Annotated in this window: 23 protein-coding genes; 3 read left to right on the top strand and 20 right to left on the bottom strand. The window is 56.7% G+C overall.

Features of this window, described 5'->3' with window-relative positions:
- Positions 1 to 6: 6 nt before the first annotated feature.
- The 20 genes from Q3Y64_RS00265 to Q3Y64_RS00170 all read right to left on the bottom strand — a co-directional run bounded on the left by Q3Y64_RS00265 (position 7) and on the right by Q3Y64_RS00170 (position 19,734).
- Positions 7 to 261, bottom strand: a complete 255-nt coding sequence (locus Q3Y64_RS00265) for a hypothetical protein (protein WP_254048219.1) — start codon at positions 259 to 261, stop codon at positions 7 to 9.
- A gap of 45 nt (positions 262 to 306) precedes the next feature.
- Positions 307 to 810: a FixH family protein gene (locus Q3Y64_RS00260; RefSeq protein ID WP_303559284.1), complete on the bottom strand. Its 504-nt coding sequence runs from the start codon at positions 808 to 810 to the stop codon at positions 307 to 309.
- Between the two features lie 9 nt (positions 811 to 819).
- Positions 820 to 2,229, bottom strand: coding sequence for a cytochrome c oxidase accessory protein CcoG (gene ccoG / locus Q3Y64_RS00255; RefSeq protein WP_303559282.1), 1,410 nt, complete (start codon positions 2,227 to 2,229; stop codon positions 820 to 822).
- 80 nt (positions 2,230 to 2,309) lie between these two features.
- Complete coding sequence (gene ccoP, locus Q3Y64_RS00250; protein WP_101942277.1) at positions 2,310 to 3,215, bottom strand: cytochrome-c oxidase, cbb3-type subunit III; 906 nt, start codon at positions 3,213 to 3,215, stop codon at positions 2,310 to 2,312.
- Positions 3,216 to 3,221: 6 nt separating this feature from the next.
- Positions 3,222 to 3,404, bottom strand: a complete 183-nt coding sequence (locus Q3Y64_RS00245) for a cbb3-type cytochrome c oxidase subunit 3 (RefSeq protein ID WP_101942747.1) — start codon at positions 3,402 to 3,404, stop codon at positions 3,222 to 3,224.
- A 17-nt stretch (positions 3,405 to 3,421) separates the two neighbouring features.
- On the bottom strand, positions 3,422 to 4,039 hold the full coding sequence (gene ccoO, locus Q3Y64_RS00240; protein ID WP_368506641.1) for a cytochrome-c oxidase, cbb3-type subunit II: 618 nt from the start codon (positions 4,037 to 4,039) through the stop codon (positions 3,422 to 3,424).
- 19 nt (positions 4,040 to 4,058) lie between these two features.
- Positions 4,059 to 5,480, bottom strand: a complete 1,422-nt coding sequence (ccoN, locus tag Q3Y64_RS00235; protein WP_303559279.1) for a cytochrome-c oxidase, cbb3-type subunit I — start codon at positions 5,478 to 5,480, stop codon at positions 4,059 to 4,061.
- Between the two features lie 381 nt (positions 5,481 to 5,861).
- Positions 5,862 to 6,068, bottom strand: coding sequence for a cbb3-type cytochrome oxidase assembly protein CcoS (gene ccoS, locus Q3Y64_RS00230; RefSeq protein ID WP_254048218.1), 207 nt, complete (start codon positions 6,066 to 6,068; stop codon positions 5,862 to 5,864).
- A 1-nt stretch (position 6,069) separates the two neighbouring features.
- Positions 6,070 to 8,487, bottom strand: a complete 2,418-nt coding sequence (locus Q3Y64_RS00225; RefSeq protein ID WP_303560362.1) for a heavy metal translocating P-type ATPase — start codon at positions 8,485 to 8,487, stop codon at positions 6,070 to 6,072.
- 548 nt (positions 8,488 to 9,035) lie between these two features.
- Positions 9,036 to 11,033: a hypothetical protein gene (locus tag Q3Y64_RS00220; RefSeq protein WP_303559276.1), complete on the bottom strand. Its 1,998-nt coding sequence runs from the start codon at positions 11,031 to 11,033 to the stop codon at positions 9,036 to 9,038.
- A gap of 809 nt (positions 11,034 to 11,842) precedes the next feature.
- Positions 11,843 to 12,256 (bottom strand): hypothetical protein, encoded by a 414-nt coding sequence (locus Q3Y64_RS00215; protein WP_303559274.1) that lies wholly within the window; start codon positions 12,254 to 12,256, stop codon positions 11,843 to 11,845.
- Entirely contained in the window at positions 12,249 to 13,967 is a 1,719-nt protein-coding gene (locus Q3Y64_RS00210; protein ID WP_303559272.1) for a DNA polymerase, read from the bottom strand. Before Q3Y64_RS00210 ends, Q3Y64_RS00215 begins: the two co-directional genes overlap by 8 nt.
- A gap of 32 nt (positions 13,968 to 13,999) precedes the next feature.
- Positions 14,000 to 14,695, bottom strand: coding sequence for a hypothetical protein (locus Q3Y64_RS00205; RefSeq protein ID WP_303559270.1), 696 nt, complete (start codon positions 14,693 to 14,695; stop codon positions 14,000 to 14,002).
- Positions 14,696 to 14,818: 123 nt separating this feature from the next.
- Positions 14,819 to 15,628 (bottom strand): hypothetical protein, encoded by an 810-nt coding sequence (locus Q3Y64_RS00200; RefSeq protein WP_303559268.1) that lies wholly within the window; start codon positions 15,626 to 15,628, stop codon positions 14,819 to 14,821.
- 560 nt (positions 15,629 to 16,188) lie between these two features.
- Complete coding sequence (locus Q3Y64_RS00195) at positions 16,189 to 17,403, bottom strand: site-specific integrase (RefSeq protein WP_303559266.1); 1,215 nt, start codon at positions 17,401 to 17,403, stop codon at positions 16,189 to 16,191.
- A 359-nt stretch (positions 17,404 to 17,762) separates the two neighbouring features.
- Complete coding sequence (locus Q3Y64_RS00190) at positions 17,763 to 18,137, bottom strand: hypothetical protein (protein WP_303559264.1); 375 nt, start codon at positions 18,135 to 18,137, stop codon at positions 17,763 to 17,765.
- 2 nt (positions 18,138 to 18,139) lie between these two features.
- Positions 18,140 to 18,442, bottom strand: a complete 303-nt coding sequence (locus Q3Y64_RS00185; protein WP_303559262.1) for a hypothetical protein — start codon at positions 18,440 to 18,442, stop codon at positions 18,140 to 18,142.
- An 83-nt stretch (positions 18,443 to 18,525) separates the two neighbouring features.
- Complete coding sequence (locus Q3Y64_RS00180; RefSeq protein ID WP_303559260.1) at positions 18,526 to 18,936, bottom strand: hypothetical protein; 411 nt, start codon at positions 18,934 to 18,936, stop codon at positions 18,526 to 18,528.
- Positions 18,920 to 19,504 carry a hypothetical protein gene (locus tag Q3Y64_RS00175; protein WP_303559258.1) on the bottom strand — a complete coding sequence of 195 codons (585 nt, stop codon included), beginning with the start codon at positions 19,502 to 19,504 and terminating at the stop codon, positions 18,920 to 18,922. The genes Q3Y64_RS00180 and Q3Y64_RS00175 overlap by 17 nt, the downstream gene beginning before the upstream one ends.
- 92 nt (positions 19,505 to 19,596) lie before the next feature.
- Positions 19,597 to 19,734 carry a hypothetical protein gene (locus Q3Y64_RS00170; RefSeq protein ID WP_303559257.1) on the bottom strand — a complete coding sequence of 46 codons (138 nt, stop codon included), beginning with the start codon at positions 19,732 to 19,734 and terminating at the stop codon, positions 19,597 to 19,599.
- Between the two features lie 306 nt (positions 19,735 to 20,040).
- Between Q3Y64_RS00170 and Q3Y64_RS00165 the strand changes: the two genes are divergently transcribed.
- From Q3Y64_RS00165 to Q3Y64_RS00160, 3 genes are read left to right on the top strand one after another with little or no spacing between them, the layout of a single operon-like run.
- Positions 20,041 to 21,141: an ATP-binding protein gene (locus tag Q3Y64_RS00165; protein WP_303559255.1), complete on the top strand. Its 1,101-nt coding sequence runs from the start codon at positions 20,041 to 20,043 to the stop codon at positions 21,139 to 21,141.
- Positions 21,134 to 21,460, top strand: coding sequence for an STAS-like domain-containing protein (locus Q3Y64_RS19460; RefSeq protein WP_368506631.1), 327 nt, complete (start codon positions 21,134 to 21,136; stop codon positions 21,458 to 21,460). Before Q3Y64_RS00165 ends, Q3Y64_RS19460 begins: the two co-directional genes overlap by 8 nt.
- Positions 21,457 to 22,194 (top strand): hypothetical protein, encoded by a 738-nt coding sequence (locus Q3Y64_RS00160; RefSeq protein WP_303559253.1) that lies wholly within the window; start codon positions 21,457 to 21,459, stop codon positions 22,192 to 22,194. The genes Q3Y64_RS19460 and Q3Y64_RS00160 overlap by 4 nt, the downstream gene beginning before the upstream one ends.
- Positions 22,195 to 22,276 lie beyond the last annotated feature (82 nt).

Here is a 22,276-nt window from a genome sequence, read left to right as displayed (position 1 = left end):
CGAAGGTCAGTCCGGCTGAGGATTGATCTCCGCGCTACTACGCATGAAGAACAGGGTCGCCGCAGAACTGGCCGCACACAGCAACCAGAACGCGATGAAACCGATCGAGTAGGTTGCTGTCAGGGAAAAATTAACTGGTCTCCCCAGCAGATAGAGCTGCTGGGGATCGATAAAGGTGAAAAACACAACTTCAGCAATACCCGCCATCAGGAACGATGGCCACAAAATCACAATCAAACGACTCTTCATCCATTCGCTCATCAGAAGCCCCTCCTCTCGGACATTCGTAAGCGCTTCAACAGACGCTCAGGGCTTGAAATCCAGCACTGAATCCAGCGGAAAAACGCCGCTTGCGATCAGCTTCCAGGTTCCTCCCTGATCTTCAAGAATGAGTTTCCAGTGACCGGCTGACAGGCCTTCAAGCACTCCTCGATACTCTCCACCTTCCCGCCGCAACTCAATATCCTGATCCAGCCCCGCCTTGACGGGGCTGACAACATGCAAATTCAAACGCTGCGGAAAAGTAATCTCCCGCTCAGCCTCCAGATGCAAGGCAACCTCCCGACCTCGCTGCCGGAGCGTTCCGCTCAGGCCCAATTGGCGCGCAGTTTCCTGACTCGCCAACGAGCGATTGATCTCCATGCCCTGCTTGTAATAATCATCAGCCACCAGACCATCATTCGAATGCCAAGCCAGATACCAGGTGGCAGCACCGGCCAGCACAGCCGTCAGCGGCATACTGATGATCAGCCAAGGCCACAACTGTCGATACCAGGGACGGGGCTCAAGACTCATGGCAGGATTGTTCATGCATGCACCTCAACGTACGATGAAAACAGCTTTTTCCCTGATCAGCAGTGATGGGTCATCCACAGCTCTCAGTTCAAACCAGATCCGGTGCGAGCCTTTTTCCAACTCGTCCATGGGCACCCGCACACGCACCGGCAAAGATTGATTGCGAGCGGGGGGCATCACGATCGCAGCATCCACACCATCCAGGCTCACACCGGGCAGGCCTGAAACCGCCAGCTGGACACTCCGGTCAGACTCCGCCATGTTCATCAGGTTCAACACGTAAACGTTCTCGATCATTCCGCCCTCAGCTTCTCGGGAAATGATCGATCGATCCTTGATTACATCCAGACGCAGCGGCGTACGGGTTGCTAATGCCCACACAAAGGCCACACAGATGATGCACAAGACAACGCTGTAGATCAGGATACGCGGCCGCAGCACATGACGCAGGATGTCACGCCCCCCCCAATGCTGCTTAATGGCATTTTCGGTGGAATAGCGAATCAGTCCACGCGGCGATCCCACCTTATCCATCACCTGATCACAAGCATCAATACAGGCTGCGCAGCCGATGCATTCATACTGCAAACCCTTGCGTATATCGATTCCCGTAGGACACACCTGCACGCAAATGCCGCAGTCCACACAATCGCCCAAACCTTGGGAACGGGGATCACTTCCCTTGCGACGCGAACCTCGAGGCTCACCGCGCTCCTCGTCGTAGGTAATCACCAGCGTATCCGGATCGAACATAACCCCTTGAAAGCGTGCATATGGACACATGAACTTGCACACCTGCTCGCGCATTACGCCCGCCATCAGGTAGGTAAAACCTCCGTAGAAAAAAATCCAGAACCACTCCCAGCCCCCCAGCGCGAGACTGCTCAGGCCATGCAGAATTTCCCGGATCGGCGTGAAGTAGCCCACGAAGGTAATCCCGGTCCATAGCGAAAGTACTATCCAGGCCACGTACTTGGCGCTCTTGCGCCACAGCTTACCAACACTGGCCTCCTGCGCATCCAGCTTCATGCGCTTGGCCCGATCACCCTCGAAAAACTTCTCGATCCACAGGAATATTTCGGTGTAAACCGTCTGCGGGCAGGCAAAGCCACACCACAAACGCCCTGCTACCGCTGTAAACAGAAATAGGGAGTAGGCGGATATGATCAGCAAAATGGAGAGATAAAACACATCCTGCGGCCAGAACACCCAGCCGAAAATGTAGAACTTGCGCTCTCCGAGATGGAACAGCACGGCTTGGCGATCGTTCCAGGGCAGCCAGCACAACCCGTAGAACACTAGCTGGGTAATCCACACCATCGCCCAGCGTGCCGTCGCGAATGCCCCTGTCACCGCCCGCGGATACACCTTCTGGCGCACGGCATAAAGTGAATCCCCTGCATCCTGATTATCGGTTTCCCGGACGTCAGCCATCACTACTCTCCTGCTTTAACTACAATTGTCCTGCTCCAAACGCAAGCGGGGCGCCGAAGCGCCCCGCTCATGCTGAACCCTTACTTGGCCTGACTCTTTGACAGACTCAACACATAAGCGGCCAGCAGATGCACCTTTTCATCACCGAGTCGCTCCTTGAAGGCCGGCATCTGGTTAGTGCGTCCCTTACTCACAGTTTCGATAATCGTCGCTTCCGAAGACCCCCACAACCACACGCGGTCAGTCAGATTAGGTGCGCCAAGCGCGGCATTACCCTTGCCCTCAGGGCCGTGGCAAGCCACACAGTTACTCATGAAAGCATCCTTACCGCGCTGGGCACGCAAGGAATCATGCGCCAGCCCAGAAAGGGAGCGAACGTAGTTCGCCACATCCTTCACGCCATCAGCACCCAGAACAGCCCCCCACGGAGGCATGACGCCATTGCGCCCGCCAGTGATGGTGGTCTTGATCGTCGCCGGCTCCCCGCCGTACAGCCAGTCCGTATCAGTCAGATTGGGGAAGCCTTTGGCACCCCGCGCATCTGAACCATGGCACTGCGTACAGTAAGTCAGAAACAGGCGCTGCCCCATCACCTGGGCTTCTGGATCAGCGGCTACAGCCAGCAAATCCTGTTTCATGTACTTCTCGTAGATCGGCTTAATCACAGCGTCCTCTGCCGCGACCTCTGCCTTGTACTGCCCAACAGCACTCCAGCCAATCTTGCCCTGCCAGCGGCCCAGGCCCGGATAGAGCGTGAAATAGGCAATACCGAAAGCCAAGGTCAGCCAGAACAACCACATCCACCAGCGCGGCAGCGGATTGTTGTACTCCTGCAAGTCTTCATCCCAGATGTGGTCATGAAGCGCAACCGGCCCCTTGACCCGCTTGGTCATGTTGGAGATCAGAACCCATATACAAAACATCAGGCTCAGGATCACCAAACCTGCAACGTAGTAATGCCAGGTATCGCTGACAAAATCACTCATGACGCCTTACCCCTCTGATTTCGATCGGGAAGCGGACTGCACATCCGCAGCTTCCTCATCCTGAAAAGGCAGCATGGCTGCCTCATCGAACCCCTTTCGGGCGGACTTACTGAAAGCCCACAGGATGATCGCCACGAAACAGCAGAAACCACCTGCTGTCACCAGCGAACGTACAAGATTGATATCCAATTCCATGGCACGCCGCCTTATTTGTTGCCTGCCGGAATGGCTGTGCCCAGCCCTTGCAGGTAGGCCACCAGCGCATCCAGTTCAGAAACCCCCTCAAGCGCCTTGGGCGCCGCAGCGATTTCCGCATCGGTATACGGCACACCAACCGCACGCAGGGCGCGCATCTTCGTCTCAATGGTCGCAACATCTGCGGCCTTGAGCGGGCGGTCCAACCACGAGAAAGCCGGCATATTGGACTCCGGCACCACATCACGCGGATTCAGCAAATGGGCTCGCTGCCACACATCCGAATAGCGGCCACCAACACGAGCCAGATCGGGCCCGGTGCGCTTAGACCCCCACTGGAAGGGATGGTCATATACAAACTCGCCTGCCACCGAGTAATGGCCATAACGCTCGGTTTCAGCCCGGAAAGGACGAATCATCTGCGAGTGACACAGATAGCAGCCTTCGCGAACATAGATATCACGCCCGGTCAGGCGTACCGGATCGTAAGGCTTCACGCCCTCGACGGGCTTGGTCGTGGAGTGCTGGAAAAACAGCGGCACGATCTCCACCAGGCCACCCACGCTGATCACCATCAGCGTCAGCACGATCAGCCAAGGAACACTCTTTTCGATCAGTTCATTATTCAGTTTCATCTGTGCTCTCCCCTCAGTGCGCAGCAGCCGGAGCTACGACTGGCGCATCGACGGCACGACCATCAGCGATCGTGCGCACCATGTTGTAGAACATGATGAACATGCCGCTCAGATACAGCGTGCCGCCCAGCAGACGAATAATCCAATACGGATAGCTAGCCTTGACACTTTCGACGAAAGCCCATTTCAGGGTGCCGTCAATATTGGTGTCACGCCACATCAGCCCCTGCATCACCCCAGCAATCCACAGCGAAGCGATGTAGAGCACGATGCCGATGGTGGCGATCCAGAAATGCCAAGTGATCAGCTTGGTGGAATACATCCCGGTCTTACCGTAGAGGCGCGGCAACAGGTAATAGATAGAGCCGATCGAGATCATCCCCACCCAACCCAGCGCGCCCGAGTGCACGTGACCAATGGTCCAGTCGGTGTAGTGAGACAGCGCATTCACAGTCTTGATCGACATCATCGGCCCCTCGAAGGTCGACATGCCGTAGAACGAAAGAGAAGTGATCAGGAACTTCAGGATAGGATCATCCCGCAACTTCTCCCATGCGCCAGAGAGTGTCATCACCCCGTTAATCATGCCGCCCCAGCTGGGAGCCAGCAGAATCAGCGAGAACACCATACCGACCGACTGAGTCCAATCAGGCAGCGCCGTGTAATGCAGATGGTGAGGGCCTGCCCACATATAAGTGAAGATCAGGGCCCAGAAGTGCACAACCGAAAGACGGTAGGAATACACCGGGCGACCGGCCTGCTTCGGCACAAAGTAATACATCATGCCGAGGAAACCTGCAGTCAGGAAAAAGCCCACCGCATTGTGACCGTACCACCACTGAATCATTGCATCCTGTACTCCAGCATAAGCCGAGTAGGACTTGAACAGAGATACTGGAACAGCAGCCGAATTCACGATGTGAAGTAGCGCAACGGCAAGAATGAAGGCGCCATAGAACCAGTTCGCCACGTAGATATGAGGCGTTTTTCGCTTGGCTATAGTGCCGAAGAAAACTACGGCATAAGACACCCATACGATGGCTATCAGGATATCGATCGGCCATTCAAGCTCGGCGTACTCCTTTCCTGAAGTCATGCCCAGCGGCAGCGTGATCGCCGCCAGCAGGATCACCAGCTGCCAGCCCCAGAAGGTAAAGCTGGCAAGCTTGGGAAGAAACAGATTCGTGTGACAGGTCCGCTGCACCACGAAGTAGGAAGTCGCGAACAGCGCACAGCCGCCGAAAGCAAAAATCACCGCATTCGTATGCAGGGGGCGCAGCCGCCCGAAGTGAAGGAATTCGTGGACATTGAGTTCGGGCCATACCAGCTGGGCCGCGATGATCACGCCCACCAGCATGCCGACGATACCCCATACCACCGTCATAATCGCGAACTGTCGTACGACCGAATAGTCGTAAGTCGCCTGGGTTTGCATAAGCCACCTCGTGTTGGAGAAGGAACCCAGCGCCTGCCAGGCTGTCACATGTCATCGGCTACCTGCAGCAGATGCGTTCAGGTAATGCACGACAACTTGAAGCAGCAGGAGAGCCTCACCCTGCTCTCTTGAGCCCTGATTGACGCACGTCAATCGGGTTTTTGCGCTGGCGCAAATCCTAGCACAACAGAAGGGTCTTTTCGGCACCCAGGAAAACCTGTAGACGAAAAAAAGGGTGCGACAAGCGCACCCCCAACCCCAACAGAGAGACTTCACGAAACCCCAGAACTTAGCTCTGAAGTTTCGCCGCCGACGCCCCCGTCGGCATGGGATGCAGTATGCAGGAGTACGAGAAATACGGCTTGACTGAAATCAAGCGTCCTACACCAAAGTGCTATTTTTCTCGCCAGCTCCCTGAGCGCTTTCCGCATCGCGCGCCGGCGCACGATCATCATCCATCATCAGCTTGAAAGCAGGCCCTTCCATGTCATCGAACTGCCCGTCCTTCACTGACCACCAGAACAACCAGGCAATGACAAAAACCAGCACAACCGACAGCGGGATCAATATATAGAGGCTGCTTTCCACGTCAGTTTCTCCGCGCGATACGCAAAGCATTCAGCACGACAAGCAAGGAACTACCTCCCATGCCAATACCCGCCATCCAGGGCGTAACCCAACCCAGCGCAGCGGCCGGAATGGCCAGAAAATTGTAGGCAAAAGCCCAGATAAGATTTTCGCGGATAATCGCCTGCGTCTTGCGCGCAATCTGTCGCCCGAGCAGCAAACGCTCAAGATCGTCTCCCAGCAGAACTACATCCGCCTGATTTCGCGCCAGCTCCGTCCCACCTGCCATAGCGATTGACACCTGAGCCTGCGCCAGAACCGGAGCATCGTTGATACCGTCTCCCACCATTGCCACGATTTTCCCTTGCGCTTGCAAGGCAGTCAGTTGGGCGTGCTTGCCTTCAGGCAAAAGCTCGGCACGCGCATCCTCTACGCCCAGGCGATCAGCCAACGCACGTACCGGCAAACGGCCATCGCCACTAAAAATGCTTATTCCACAGCCTTCTGCGCGCAAACCTGAGATAAGTGCTGACGCAGCCCCACGCACGCTGTCCGCCAGAACGAACATCGCCAACCAAGCACCTTCCCGCGCTAGAAAAACTACGCTGTCACCTTGTGCCGACACAAAACTGACGGGTAAAGCCTGCGCAGCCAACTCCGCAACAAAATCCTCCCGCCCCAATGCCAAACGCACCCCCTCCACCTGTCCAAGCACACCTTCTCCAGGATGAATGCGAACCTCATCAGCTATCGGCACCTCAGCCTTTGGCCCGGCATCAACCAGAGCACGCGCCACAGCATGCTCCGAATGGAGTTCCAGCGCCGTAGCCAGAGCCAGCACAGACTCCCGACTCTCGCCATCCACGCAAGCAACATCCATCAGCCGCAACCGTCCCGTTGTTAGCGTTCCCGTCTTGTCGAACGCGAAATGATTTGCCCGAGCCAAAGTCTCAATGGCATGCCCACGCGTCACCAACAATCCAGCACGAGCCAGTGCGTCAGTTGCTACAGTCAGCGCCACCGGTGTTGCCAGCGATAAAGCGCACGGGCAACTCACCACCAGAACGGCAACACAAATCGACAAAGCACGAGCAGGCTCAGACCACCACCAATAGACTCCGACCCCAGCCGCCAGAACCAGCAGCAGCACCGTAAAAACCAGCGAAACCCTGTCAGCCTGCGCCACGATCCGCGGGCGCTCAGCACTTGCCCGCTCCATCAAGCGACGAATCGTCGCCAGCCGGGTAGCCTCCCCCACTTGCTGCGCCTCAATTTCCAGCGCCCCCGTACCATTCAGACTGCCCCCCAGCACCCGCGAGCCCTGCTGCTTCGCCACAGGAAGGCTCTCGCCGGTCAACCAGGCCTCATTCACCTCACTGACGCCTGTGCGCACAACCCCGTCCGCCACAATTGTTTCACCAGGACGCACCAACAAAACATCCCCAACCGCCAGACTCGACACGGGCACCTGCTCTTCTACAACACCATCAGCGCTCAATCGACGGGCAAACACAGGCAGCAAACGCCCAAGCGTTTCTGCTCCACGCGTGGCTCGCTGCCGGGCCAGCATCTCCAAGTAGCGCGCGCCCAGTAAAAAGAACACAAACATCGTGACTGAGTCGAAATAGACCTCGCCCGCGCCACGGAGTGTGGCCCACACACTCGCCACAAAAGCCGCCCCCACTCCCAACGCTACCGGCACATCCATGCCCAGTCTGAACAAACGAAGATCGCGCCAAGCACGCGAGAAGAAAGGCGCCGCCGAATACAGCACCACAGGCAAGGTCAACACCATGCTCGCCCAGCGCATCAAACCGCCAGCCACCACACTGATATCGCCCTCAGCCGCGATATAGGCAGGAAAGGCATACATCATCACCTGCATCATCCCGAAGCCAGCCACAAAGAGCCGCCACAGGGCAGTACGCCGCTCCTTCTGAGCCAGTAGCTCAGAGCGCTGTGGGTCATAGGGATGGGCGCGATAGCCAATTGCCGCCACTGCAGCCAGAATCTGCGAGAGTCGTACATCTTCCTCGCGCCAGCGGATGCGCGCACGCCGCGTCGCGTAATTCACCTGTATGCCAACAACACCGGATAGCGTCGCCAAATGTCGCTCATTGAGCCAGACGCAAGCAGCGCAGGTGACACCCTCCAAAATCAGATCAGCCTCACGCTCGCCTCCAGCCAGAGGCCGCACAAAGGCCTGCTGAAACTCGGGATGGTCAAACAGCCCCAACTCCGCCAACGCAGGCGGTAAAACCACCTCGCCACGATCAGGAAAAGCCTGGCGATGCTGGTAGTAATCAGCCAGCCCGCCCGTCACGATCGCCTCGCACACCGCCTGGCAGCCGGCGCAGCACATCTGTCTCGGGATTCCCTCCACTGGAACAAACAGCACTTTTCCTGCGGGCACAGGCTGGCCACAATGGAAGCAGACCATCCCGGCAGAAGAGCTTGTAGAAAGGGTGGAAGGCACGATCGGGCGGATCCAAAGAGAGCTGCGGCCGTCGATTCTATCCTGCAGGCACAGCCAGCCCATCAAACAAAAAAGGCCGCCCCTTGATGGAGCGGCCTTTTCGGCGGAACTGGTGCTGCTGACCGGAATCGAACTGGTGACCTACTGATTACGAATATCTTGAACTCGCTTCAGTAGCTTCGATCCAGCGGAGAACCGGCAGAAAACCACGTTCTCAAGGGGCTCCCGGTGAGCCCAGGCCATTGCCAAGCATACCAAGGATCCCTCAACTTCGTCCGCCCTGCTTTATGTTTGCAAGCGGACCAACCATCAACAAAGGCGTAGCACTTACCCCATCCGCACCAACTCCCACTCGTAATGACCGGCCAGAAACCGGCATTTGGCCGGTCCCGGCAGGTCTTCCCCGAACGTAGCTCTTCACGCCGCATGCGAAGTTCCAAGCTAGCAAGTCGCCATGGCGCAACTCAGCTCATACAAAGAACCGGCAGGAAACCCGCGTCGCTTGCTGGATCTCAATCGGAGCAGTCCGGGCGGGCCACCACGAAGAAATCACGCCCCAGCGGAGCAAAGGGGCGATCGGCAGCCGCTAACCTCGCGACCAAAGCAGGCAACACAGCAGAGCTTTCCGTTTCGCAACCATCGCCCATATACGCTGTGGCAGCCAAAATCCATGGGTCGGTGTCACGGAGATCCACCCCATAAGGCGGGATCTCGAACTCGTCGCCACCGCCTCCTTCGTACATTTCTACCTGTCGCCAGAAGCACTTCTCCACGTCACGGAAAGACTCTGCCAGCGACTCTGCCCCCAGAAGCATGGCCAAGCCCTCATCGCCTGCAGCGGCAGGAGACATCTGCAGTACGGCAAGTACTTCGAGGTACTTCCAATAGAGCCTGCTACAAATAGGCATCCAGACAGACTCATCATCGGGGCAATCCATCGAGTCTGGCGAGTAATGAAGCCGATCACCGAGCTTCTCAACAAGTACCTGAGCTCTTTGAGCGATATCGACGCAAGCAGAGCTGTCTGATCGAACGTACCGATGATGGTAGTGCCAAGCAAACTGGCGAAGGCGGTGTCTATCGCTTACCTCTTCGCGTTCCGCCGAGGTGCGTGTAACCCAGGTATCGATAGCTGCATGCAACCCCTCGCTGCCATCGTTAAGGATGACATGGACCTGCCAAATGCGGGACATCAGTTCATCCCCCAAAACTTCGTCCTCGAAGCCCTGAGGGTGCCTTCGGGAGATCAACTCTTTGAACTGCCCCCAATGCTCTGAGTATCCGCCCAACTGCAGTGCCCAGCGCAGGTGGAGAAGCTTGAACTCGCGTCCAATCCCTGGCTCCCAGACAGACTCGTAACTCCACGCGTTCGGATCGTCTCTTTCCTGGAGCAATAGCTGAAGCGCTGTAAGTTCGACGGAGTCCAGAGGTGGCGAAACAGCGCCCGAATCGGGCTCCCAGTTGATTGTGCTGAGAGTGCTGTTTTCTCGCACAAACTTCCATTCAGCCTCTAGGCCATTGAGGTAGTAATTTCTCGGGTACGCCTGCGGGCCCGCGACCTTAGCGAAGATGGCATTAATGAAGAGGTCACGAACAACGTGCCTTTCTCTACCGTGCTCATATGAGCGAGAGTTTGGAAAATATTTAGGCCAATGCAACAGGGCCTGCGGCAAGATCTTACTCAGCGCCATCTGGCAATCAGCTGCCTTACCTTGTTCTTCACTTGCCATCTCATATGCCCACGCTTCGTGGGCCGACATCGGCTCCGCAACTTCTTGGGCGATCATCTCTTGGTGGCGCATCTGGTTCAGAGCCGTATTGCGCGCTCGGAGCGCGGCCATCACGCGAATGAACCATGCTCTGGCGTTGGCTTTATCCGCCTCCAAAGCTGCGCAAGCTTTCAACGTTGCACGCTGCATATCCCCCAGAGCTAGGTATGCATCTGCCTGCTCGACAAGTTCATTAGCGGTTGGAACGCCCAACCGTCCCTTTCCCTCAATCCGCTCCAACTGCTGAAACGCGCGCAGCGCAAAAGGATTCTGATGGTGGGGGACAGAGGTATCGGAAGGCGTCTTGATAAGTTCGTCGAGCCGAACTTTCTTGAGATCAATATCGCCCTCGCCAAGTATTTCCTTGAGCTGCCCCATTCTTTGGACCCAGTAGCCGTATGCGTCAAAACGGCGCTGAAGCTCGGCTCCGGCTCTATCCAATACATCTTCGAGTTCTTTCTTCTCAGCCTTTCCACTGGCTATGCGGACAACCGTAGCAGTTGCGCCGTTGAACACCTGGTCTAGGTTGAGCACATTCATCACAAGGGCGTCTGTCTCGCCTTGTGTGAGCTTGCCTTGCACCTTGTCCTTGCTGGCACTCCCTTTGCTCGCACCTTCAAACAGGGCTTCCTCGTAGAGATACTTATTCAAGCTATTGCGCAGAAACACGGGACAGGGCACTTGCCCTGTCAACCGCTCGATCGTTGCAATTACGCCATCGGATTTTTTCTTGTTACCCATTGCAAACTCCAGTTGAGGGCCGGGGCTCCGGCCCCCTGTTCAAGGCTTAACGCTTCTCAGTAGTCCCACCCTTGTGGCTCTGATGAAAAGTCGGATTGTTGGGGTTTCCTTGATTCGACTTGTTGTCATTCACCTTCTGGTGGGCTGGGTTGTTCGGATTGCTTTGGTTGGACTTGTGGTTTGCGTCACTGCGTTTCATGTCAGGTCTCCCGACTGTGGTTGAAAACGCCACTTTGAAGATGTGACCGTCACAGAAAAGGGGCTGCGACGATTTCAGAGCAACTACAGTTTTCCCCTGTTTTGGGGAAAACCTCCCCAAACCCGACATAGCAACCAAGCACCAGCCTTGAACGCAGAGCCCCAAGGGGACTGCGGGTTTTCTCCCGTTTTGGCGAAAACCAGGCTACGCAAGCCTTTACAGCATACTTGCGCTCAAAAGCTCCAGTCCCGCGCGAGCTGCCATGGAAAGAAAACCAACCACCCGCAAAGCGGGCAGGCGACGGCCCTGCAACATTAGCCGCAAGTAACCTGCCCGATAAGCCAGATGAGATATCCCGAAACGGATGTTACTCATAGTAATGCACCGTGCATGGTGGGCTTGGCCGCGAGCAGGCCAAGCTCAGAGAACAAAGTGCGTCATTCCCTGCTAGAGAATGACCCGTTCGAAGAAAAGCTCGCAGCCCAGAATGGGAAGTCTTCCCGCTCGGGGATGCCCAGAGGTGACTGCGCGTCTAGGTAACACTCCTGCTCATCAAGAGACAGGGCGTCAAAAGCCTCTTCATCAAGAGGCGTGAGGTACTGCAGCTTTGTCATAGTTGCTCATCCGTGTTCGGGTCAGTCGTGAGCGTAAGGATCGTCACAACAGGCCTTGCGCCTAAGCGCCGCGTGACAGAAATCAGCCTCCCCCGCTCCAGCGAAGCCAATCCTGCGTAAAGGGACTTTCGGCCACAGCCGGCGAGATCAACCGCTTCAGCCGTCAGCTTGAAAGTCATCGTCTTCTTAACACCCGCAAGAAACCAAAGCGCCAAACCAACGTGTGATGCCTTACCCGGCAAGCGATTCGCCTGCCACATCCAATCAAATGGAATCTTGGCCCAGATGAACTTTGCGCCAGGACGGCGAATGACGAGTTCGCCGCGCTCCGCGTCGAACACATGTTTGCGCACGCAGTTGAAAGACGTTGTTCCTTCATGACTCGATTTCGACGAGAGGGCATCAAGCATTGCACCCCCCGTCAGCCGACAGTTCATCAAGCAACCTCATGACGCGGTCCCACATCGAAGCGCCGCGCTCGTCCATGTAACGACCGGGGTGACGTACGACCGTTACATCCGTCACCAACTCGAAGCCATTGAGGATGATCCTGCTAGCTTCAGCCATCGTCGCCTGAGTAATGCGGATGGCCTCATCCAACTCACCCAGTGGAGCCTCGATAAGCACCGCGTCGTGAACCGGGGCGCACACCGAAACGCCGCGTTCGTGGAGCAGCACGCAGGCCAACCGAAGCATTTCTGCGCCGTTGGCCTGCATCGGCCAGTTACGCAGACTGCGAGCGTTGGCATCGCGACCGACTTGCAACTCCCACCCGAAAACCGTCCACAGCCGGCCCGTCAGCATGGCGCAATCAACCACTCCGTCTGACCACTTCCAGAACTGGGCATAGGTCCGTCGGTGTGCAGCCAGCAGCGATTGAGCAACTGCCAGTGGCATCCCATGGCGCCTAGACATCCCCTCGGCCTCCATACCGTACTGCACCCCCAAAGCACACAGTTTGTATTGCGCGCGCTCGTTGGGATGCGAAGCCTTCGTCGCCGTTCCGGGGACTGCACCAGCCTGTTTCGCGAATGTCAGGTATGGATCACCAGACATATAGGCCTCCTGCATATTCCTGTCTCCAGAAAAAGCCGCGGCAATGCCGAACTCCTGCTGCGACCAATCGACATAAGCCAGCCCCATCCCCAATTCCGGCTTGATAAGACCCCGCAGCCAAGTAGCCGGTCCAAAGATACAGCGCGTGGTGGAGGGTTGATTTCGCCCCGTCTTCGCGCTGAATGGCCTCAGCGAATATCGATTGCGGGCGTCCCCTCCGATTGCCAGCTTGCACTCCCGAAGTTGGGCCAGTGAAGACCTAAGCTCCTTCATATCGTTGACCTGGGGATAGCGTCCGCACATCTCCCGGAAAGTATCGTCCTGGAGATCCAGACGTCCAGAGGCCAACCTTGGCCATCCCCGAATATTCTGACGGGATAGATACGCCTCGAAGTCTGCGGCACTGAAGCTGCCATTGCGGAAGACCTGGTACGTCTGATCAACTTCGCTAATCAGACGAGTACGCAGCGCTGCTCCACCCTCTTGAATCCGCTGATACTCCCCTGCATCAAGGGGGATGCCGCAAGCCTCGATCGCTGCAACCGTCTTCATGTAGCGCCCGCGCAGCAGCGCACGCGGCCAATCTATCAAAGGAGTCATCACGTTGAGCAAAGCTGCTGTCGTGGCGACGTCCGCTTCGCAGTAGTCGAGAATCTCCTGAATCTCGGGGGAGGTCCAAGGGCCGCCTCCAAGAATTAAGTCTCGCATTGCGTCCTTCGCTCCCGCATCCATATGCGGCAAACCGAAATACGATGCCGCGCCCAGCAAACCATTGCCAGCCGGTACAGGAAGGCCGTTCGTGATATTCCGGAACTCCACGTAGAGATCAACAAGATTGCACGGACCGGTCCAGCCAAGCACCTCAAAGCAGCTGATTTCAGCGCTCGCCATGTAGGCGACCACAAGAGCATCTATGCCGACACCAAACGGCGGCTGCAGCATCGCGCGAAGGTCATCTTGGCAATAACGCTGGACGGCCCCCGTTATCGCATCCAACTCCACCATCGCAACCGGGACGGGAAGACTGCCGTCCCGGTTGTCAGAGTGAAACTCGAAGTCGATCACGTGGATGCCGCCCGGGAATTCCGGGCATCTCATTACACGAACCCCAGCAATTGCTGGATCAGCGGGTGATCAACGCTGGTAATCACGCGGTCTTTGAAGGCCAGCTCGACAAGTTCATCGAAGCTTTCAGTCGGCCATTGCGGCTCGGGAAGTTCACCAAGCGCTTCGAATACATCGTAAGCACCTCGCAGCTGATTCGCAGAAAGACGAATCCAACGCCCCTTGGCAAGCGCCATCGCTCGGGCAAGCGACAGGTGCCAGGGGTTTTGCCTCCCGTCCGCGCCTGAATGGGGGATCGGAACCAAGTAAGGAGCCCCTTGAGCGGTCACTGCCAAACGTAATTCGACATTGCGGACTTGGTCTGGGATACGCGCAGCTACTTCCGCCGAGACCGCATACACCCCGGAGCCTCCCATCTTGGCGGCGTCCAGCGTACAGAGCGAAATAGAGTGCGCGATGTTCTGGCTCGTTTGAAAAAAAGCGTGCTTCGGCGGTTTGGCAACCGGGACTTCGACGAGCACCGGTTTGCCAGCCGCAATCTGGTGGAAGTCCGTGCTCAGTCGCAGGGTCAAGACTGAAGCTTCAGCAGGCGATACAGAAATAGCACTTGCAACAGCGCTGGGAAAAGTAGCCGCCTGCAACGCATCCCGGTCGGATTGAGCGGACCGTGAGAGGGGGGGCTGGCGCCGGGGCGCCGTGATGCTGAGATCGGGGGGGGTGTTAGTCATGACATGCTCCAGGTGGTAGATAGAGCAGGCAGTCTGACCAAATACGATTACTCACCAGGATAGCTAACCTCCGAAAAAATCCGACGTTAGCGCTACCCTCTGTAGCCCGATTTCAGTTTTGCATCAGTGCGGATCCAGCGATGTGGGTGGCTCCCAGGTTCTGGGACGCGTGCTTCCCTCCCCCCAGTCCTCCTCGCTCATGCGACGCTCGTAGTTGTCGGTTTTTCGTTGGAGGGCTTCGTCGATCCACTGACGAAGCTCCCCGTCCGCCAAAGCGACGGAATCCTTGAACCAACTAACCCCCAGCAACCCCTTCAGAATCTTTTCATTGCAGCCGTGGTAAATACGGCCGCAACACTCAACCAGATGGTCAACAACAATACGAATACGGGTGTTTCCCCTGGTGTTCTCATGTGGGAATGAAGGTCGCACCTCAGCCAAACGATCGGCCAACATCTTGAGCAATGGAGCTGCCTCGTGAAGGGCCCCCAAAGAATGCTGCCCCAGCGCCTCAACCACATAGTGATCACGGTCTATGCGCTCCAGCTGTTTTGCAAGCCTGCGGCAGAGTTTGGCGGCATCAGCACACTCTCTGCGACTCTCTGCAGGACGGTTGATATTTTCGGGGGCCCCCTTGTACTTGACGATTTCGGCATAGCGCAGAAGGAAAATCAGTCTTCGCCGCCGAATTTCCTCTGGTCCCCACCGCTCCGGCCGGTGGCGATTCAGGTTCTGATACATATCCTCCAACGCATCAAACGCAGCGAGGACAGGGCGAAGCCGATGAATTTCTTTTGCGTACGGCAGCAACAGTAGCTTCCGGTGCGATTCATCAACAGACTCCGCCCCATCCAGCAAGCCACCATCCCGAAGCGCTCGGGCTGCATTCAAAAAATCAACCCAGTCCTGGGGGGGTATTGCTATTTCGGCCATCTTACCTCCAACAAGCTGATGCGCCGCGCCCCACCTACCTGGGGCAGCGCGACTCACCCGTCATGTAAACCTATTTGTCTACCAACAAACTATCAGTACATCTTTGGAGACAAAAAATATGAATCTACCCCCGACTGCCCGACCATTACTGATCAACCGCAAAGTCCCACACCTCGTGCGAATGGACTGGGTCGAGCGATGTGCAGCCCTTCCCGGGAAGACTCTGCATCTTGGCATGGCTATCTGGTGGCTGGTTGGTATTCGGCAAGGACCGTGCATCCAGCTTACCCGACGCACCCTAACGCGATTCGGGATTAGCCGCGATGCGTGCTATCCCGGCCTGAAACGACTGGAGGAGGCCAAGTTGGTATCGGTCTGGCGACTCCCAGGCCGGGCGCCCATGGTCACTTTAGTCGAATCAGATGGATCTCCCTTACGAATCGGCGGCTGAGGCTTTGCGCCTCTACTGCTCCATATCTACCCGAGCCCCGGATCTACCTGCAAAAAAAAAAGAAAGCCTACGGCCCAGGGCCGTAGGCTTCTAGCTGTGATGGGATTGATCATGCTGGCGATGAAGTTTGCTTGGAAGCTGCCTCCACATCCAGCTTTGCACGTACAACGACATCGGCAACAGCTTGGCTTGCATCCCGGAGACCAGAATTCGACATGTGCGCATAGCGCATCGTCATTTTGGGGTCACTGTGCGAAAGCAGGTTTTGGGCGGCGAATAGCGTCTGGCCTCCTGCACCCACACACAATGAAGCAAAAGTGTGCCGCAAATCATGGATCCGGATATGGTCCTGGATCCCTGCTGCCGCCAACACTCGCCAGAAGGTCTTGCGAGGATCATTGATCGGCTGTGCGGGATCACGCGTCGATGCGAAAACCCATTCGCTTGCCCCCCGCGTTGGCATCTTGCACAAAAGATCAAACGCCGAATCATTGAGCTGAACATAGCGCGCTCGGCCTGCCTTGGTATGAGGAATAAAGCAGACGCGGTTATCCAAATCGACCTCCTGCCAACGCAACCGAAGGGCCTCTTGCCTGCGCACGCCAGTGAGCAGAAGAAAGCGGAGCGCCGAGACGGCGACCTGATTAGGGTCCTTATCCATCGCCACAAGCATTCGCCCCACTTCTTCTGGAGACAGGAAACGCTGCTTCTGGTTGTTCTCCTTGAAGCGCTGAACACCGGCGCATGGATTGCGTTCGACCAGTTCCCAGGCAATCGCACGGCGATACATCGAAGAAATCAAGCAAAGGAAGCGATTCGCTGTGGCGGCTGCATGCGATTGACGCACCTCTCCGATGAACACTTCGACCTCTCGGCGTGACAGATCACATAGACGCTTGCGAGCCCAGCGCGGCAGGATGTGCAGACGCAGCTTGCTCTCGTCGTCTTTCCAGCTGCGCTTGTGCTGGCGGGAGTATTCGAGATAGCTCTCGGCGAACTGCTCAAAAGACGGAGAAGCGCGTTCGCGATCTCGCTGCTCCTGCGGATCAATGCCCCGATCCAGCAGCGCGCGCATCTCCTGCGCAGTGGCCCTCGCCTCAGCAAGGCTGATACCGGGGAACTCGCCGATACGTGCAGCACGCTTTTGCTCGCGGAAGGAATAGCGCAGGGAAAAGGTCTTCCGGCCGGTCTTGGTTACTGCAAGCTTGAAGCCGGGGATATCGGTGTCGGTGTATTCAATGGCTTTGGCGTTCGAGTCAGCCGGGCAAGGCTTGAGTTGCTCGATCGCACGCGTGGTGAAGCGGAAACGGGTGGTTTGGGTCATGTGAGGCCTCTCGATCTGAAAATGAAATGGCCGCGACCGGATGTGAACCGGCGGCGGCCAATGGGTGGCAGCGCTCTGGCGAGCGCCTATCGGGGTGTTCGGAAGTTTTTGAGTGATAAAAATGCGACCTGCGGGCTGCCGGTGCGGCATCCAGCGAAAGCGCTATCAAGCTCAAGCGCCCCTGCGCGGGCGCACCGAGTCTCTTGAATCCGAAGTGCACGCCCACCCATCGCGCAGGCAGAGCCCGAGCAGGCTTGCCTACGCTGGGTGGATGCGGCGCACGACGAAGCGGGCTTTAGCGGGCAGCAGCGGTGCCGGTCTATTGCCGGCTTTTCAGGCGCAGTTCGCCGGGGATGTCGCTACGAGGAGGTACTCAGGAATGCGAGGTCGCGGTACTGGCTCCGAACAACGTCATCAAGGTCGGCAGCTTCAATGGCGCTGGCGCCGATTTCGATGAGTTGCTGCCGAGCAAAACCAGCATCGGTACTGAGCACCCATTGCGAACAGCCGTTGATCTCGGCATGCAGCAAGCAACTCAGCGGTGCCTGAGGCAGACCGTGGCGGGCGAAGGTGTCGATCAATGCCTGACGTTCGGCCTCCAGACGCGGCAGGCCTGCGTCAAACTCCATAATGGCTGCCCGTTCGCGCCAGGCTTCGAGTCGATTTTCATCGAGCTGAGCAACGACCTTGACGACAGCCGGGTCCAGCGGCAAAGGATGTGTTGGCTGGCTCATCATCAATACTCGCTGGGCATGAGGATGGTCGTACTGCTGCGATCAGCCTCCGTGATGATCCAGATCTTCTCGCCATCGGGCAGCGTGTAGGCCGACATGATGCGAGCCCCACTCTGCAGGGCCTGCTCGTTGGCCTTGCAATCTTCGGCGCACGTGGCACCCCAGTCGCCAGAGACATGCTTGGCGAGATAGTGAAAGGGTTGCTTGCCACACGCTTCCAGCAAACTGAGCGCCGCAGGCGTAGTGACCAACTGACCCAATGCAAACATCGGCATTCGATCTCCAATTTGATTCAGGGTATCCATTCCGGACTCCTCAAATGAAAACGCCCAAGGCGATTGAGGCCTTGGGCGGATGGGTTACAAAAGCAATCAGGATGGGTATTGCGTTACAGCTCCATGGGTTCGTCACTCGCATGCGTCTCGCAGTATTCGAGCAAGCGCGCATCCATGCCGCTGAGCTTGGGGATGATCACGCCAACGAAATCCCCGCCGTCAGACATGAGGATGACGCCCTCGTAGAACGACCCCAGATCAGTGATCCACTCGAATGGCGACCGAAAATCCGGGTCACCGTATCGAGCGCAACCTGTGGAGCTGGTCAGTAGCGGGAAGCAATCAAAGACCTGCCCTGCTTCGTCGGGGTCATCGCCCGGCTCCAGCAGCAGAAACCAGCCATGCGTTTCCGGAGCATAGGTTTCCCCTGGCTCAGTCAGTCCCTCAAAGCGCTCTTCAAGGTAGGCGCGGATACTGTCGTCGCCCAGACCCGCTACGGCTGCCTGGTCACGAAGCGCCAGCATCGTCGCCACCTGCGGCTGGTTGCGCGTCAGCTTCATCTCGCTTGCCACGCCGATCCTTGCGCGTGACGGCAGGCGTAGCCGTTGCCTCGATGGGTTTGCCACCCTGCGCCTTGGCTGGCGCTTTAGTGGCCGCTTCCGGCAAGACCGGCGGAATCAGGATTTGCTCACCCGATTTGGAGAGCAAACCCGACTGCCATCCGGCCCAGTCGCCTGCCAAGGCGAGCTTGTGTTTGACCTCGGGTGCCAGCGCAAGCAAGCCCTCCTTGGTCAGCACCGCCGCGAGAAAGCCGGCATTGTTGCTGGAGCGCCCCCTGAAAACGCTCCTGAAGATCCGGGACGGGAACGGGGCTTTGTCCTGGCCCTTTAGCGCCTTTTCGATCTCCAGCAGGGAAACCACTTCGCGGTTCCAGTTGCCGCCGCCGTCATTGGCGACGACGATGATGAAGAGCTGGGTTTTCTCCGGATTGGTGAGCACTTCATAGGTCACGCCACCCATCGAGCGCGCGCCAAGTTTCGGCGCGTGGTCGGTGTGAAGGCGTAGATACGGTGTTTGGGTTACGGTCGTCATGATGTGAAGTCCTTGTCCTTTGTTCAGTCGTACAAAAGAAAAGCCCCCGTGATCACGAAGATCACGGGGGCTCATTGGGATGGCAGGTTGAATCAGCGAATGGAAACGCCGACATCGACCTTGCGCTGGGTAACAACGTACGCAATGGCGGCTACAACCACCACGGCGGCAGTCACCGGGCTGGCTGGCGCCAGCACCAGCGCCACGCGGGAGAGCACAGAAGAAAACATGGTCGTCAGCTCCCCTTGCTCAAACGGGGCTTACCAAGGCGGGGCATCGGCAAGCAATTTCGGGCTGTTGCCTGGGTCAGACTCCAGGCAGGTGTATCGGGCGGCTTACGCGCGCAGAACACTGGGCACATATCAATCCTTCTCTGTTGTGTGAACGAAAAAGCCCCGTCAGGAGGTTGCCAGACGGGGCTTCAGAAGTTGCGGTACTGACCGCAAAGAAATGATATGCAACTGAACGCAACATCTACTGCTATACAACCACTTCAGCGTGGTTGATCAGGAGGTCGGGCCAGTAGGATGTCGGCATTGAAATACATTGCCACCCCCATTAATTGCTACAATTGCAGGCTAATCTGCATTTACCTGCAACCTATGCGTCGAGCAAGTAACCCCAAGAGAATAGATTGGCTATTCCGCCAACAGCTATATCAGCAGCGCCGCCAATTGCGCGCAGCGGGGATAGACAAGCATAGGCGTCGCTACTCTGGCGGACTAATTGTGCGGTCAATCGTGCATGCCCCGAGAGTTTTCCGTCTTATCGACGAGGACAACCGAAGGGTATTGCTGCATTTCCTCCGGATGATTGAAGAGCAGCTTTTGGCAAAGTGCCGGGTAAAAATCAACTTCGCCGAGACAGAGGAACTTCACCCCTGCGGGACACTCTATTTCCTTGCCCACATCGACAGGTGGCGGGGCTTATACGGCGACAAGGTTTCCTGCAACTATCCACGAGATAAAGTTGTCGAAGAATTGTTTCAACATGTGGGACTATTGGAACAAATGCAACTTTCACCACGCCTGACGGTTTCTCACGAAAGGGTTAAGCACTGGCATTTTTTCAAGGGCTCGCATGCCACCCCCCAATATTGGCAACAATTGATGGAAGGCGCGATACCTGACGTCGATCACCCTCACCGTGGCATGTTTGGGGACTGCCTGAATGAGGCGGTAACAAACGTAGTTCAGCATGCATACGAGTACCCGTCAGGGCGGAGAGTGCGGGCACCCGACTCTTCTTGGTGGATGTTTTCAAAACCCCAAGATGGGAAGTTATTTGTTGTCGTTTGCGATCTGGGCATCGGAATCCCAGCCCACCTTCGTGACAGGCCTGATTTAGCAGACTATCTTGCGGGCCGCGTTTGGCGCGATGGAAAAATGATTGAGGCGGCTGTTGGCAGCGAAAGGTCTGGCACGCAACTTGCTCACAGAGGTAAGGGGCTACCAGAAATGCTCGATTTCTGCAAAAATCTATCCTCAGGAGGGCTGGCGATCTACAGTTCCAAAGGAAGCTATCGATACTCTGCGTCAGATGGGGTGGATAGGAGAGGCAAATTTCAACGCCCCATCAAAGGAACGTTAGTGATGTGGGATCTCCCTCTCGAAGGACAGGTGGTGAACCATGAATAGCAAAAAAATTGTCATTGCCAGCGACTTCTCAAAAACGCCGGCTGGGCGGTACTTAACTGATGGCCCGGCATCTGGCCAAAGATTCCGAGACGAGCTCTTGGCCCCTGCCCTCATAAGCTTTGACTCAGTAGAGGTGGTCCTTGATGGAACAACAGGCTACGGCTCATCGTTCTTGGAAGAGGCGTTTGGCGGGCTTATCCGTGAATGCCACATTTCCCCGGATGACGTACGTAAGAAGTTGAAGGTTGAAGCTCGCACATCCCCTCTATACGAGAGCCGAGTGTGGCGTTACATAGATGACGCGGCAAAAAGACGTTGAAGCAATCCCAACCAGCCAATATCCCAGCGGCGAAAATCTCGGCCCCCTCCCAAGCGGCCAGTTCGCCGCCAGCGCCTCAAGAAACGACCAACCACTTACAACAGGCTTTGGCTTCAGCCCCTTCCCCGCAAGAAGGGCAAAGTTTGCCGCCCCCTGCGATAAACACGGAGCGATTGGGCCTCAAAGCCGAGACCATTAAGCCATCCTGCGCGCCTGTACCACCAAGCATTGCCCTTCCCATATCGAGCTACCTGCCTGCAGTAATTCCAGCAGTCATAGCAGCCGTCGGATGGGCCGTCGCAGCACACCATGCCACTGAACGAGAGCGGCGAAAAGAGGCCCGATCTCGACTTGAGCAGCTTTCAAGGGAAATTGATTCGCTGGTATCCGCCTCAAGAGAATACTTGCTTGAGCCTAGCCAAAGTGTGCCATCCGCACAAAAAGCCCTTGAAATAAAACTAGCCTTTCAACGGCTGGACTACATCATTCAGCTGCTTGCAAAATCTCTTGCCGACAAAGAAATTGTCACAAAATATGAGCAGTTCTTCGACTCAATCACAGGAGAGACTTTTGACTCGGTCATACGGCAGCCACTGACCTGCATGGATCCATTGCTATTCGATCAGGTAGCTGTAGCCGGGGCACTCACCATGCAAATGGAATCTGCATTTTCGAATCGGTTTGATTCAAAGATGGGCTTCCGAAACCGCTGGTTTAAGCGCAAAGCCTCCTAATAAGCGTAATCCCCTCCCGCCCCCTTGTGCCCCTCAAAGCGCATTTTCGGTGAACGCCTATCGCTTCATCCGACCAAGTAAA

Origin of the sequence: Uliginosibacterium sp. 31-12 (assembly GCF_030548425.1) — a bacterium.
Taxonomy (GTDB): domain Bacteria; phylum Pseudomonadota; class Gammaproteobacteria; order Burkholderiales; family Rhodocyclaceae; genus Uliginosibacterium; species Uliginosibacterium aquaticum.
The sequence above is the reverse complement of the archived record's forward strand: the minus strand, read 5'-3'. Positions and strand labels throughout refer to the sequence as shown.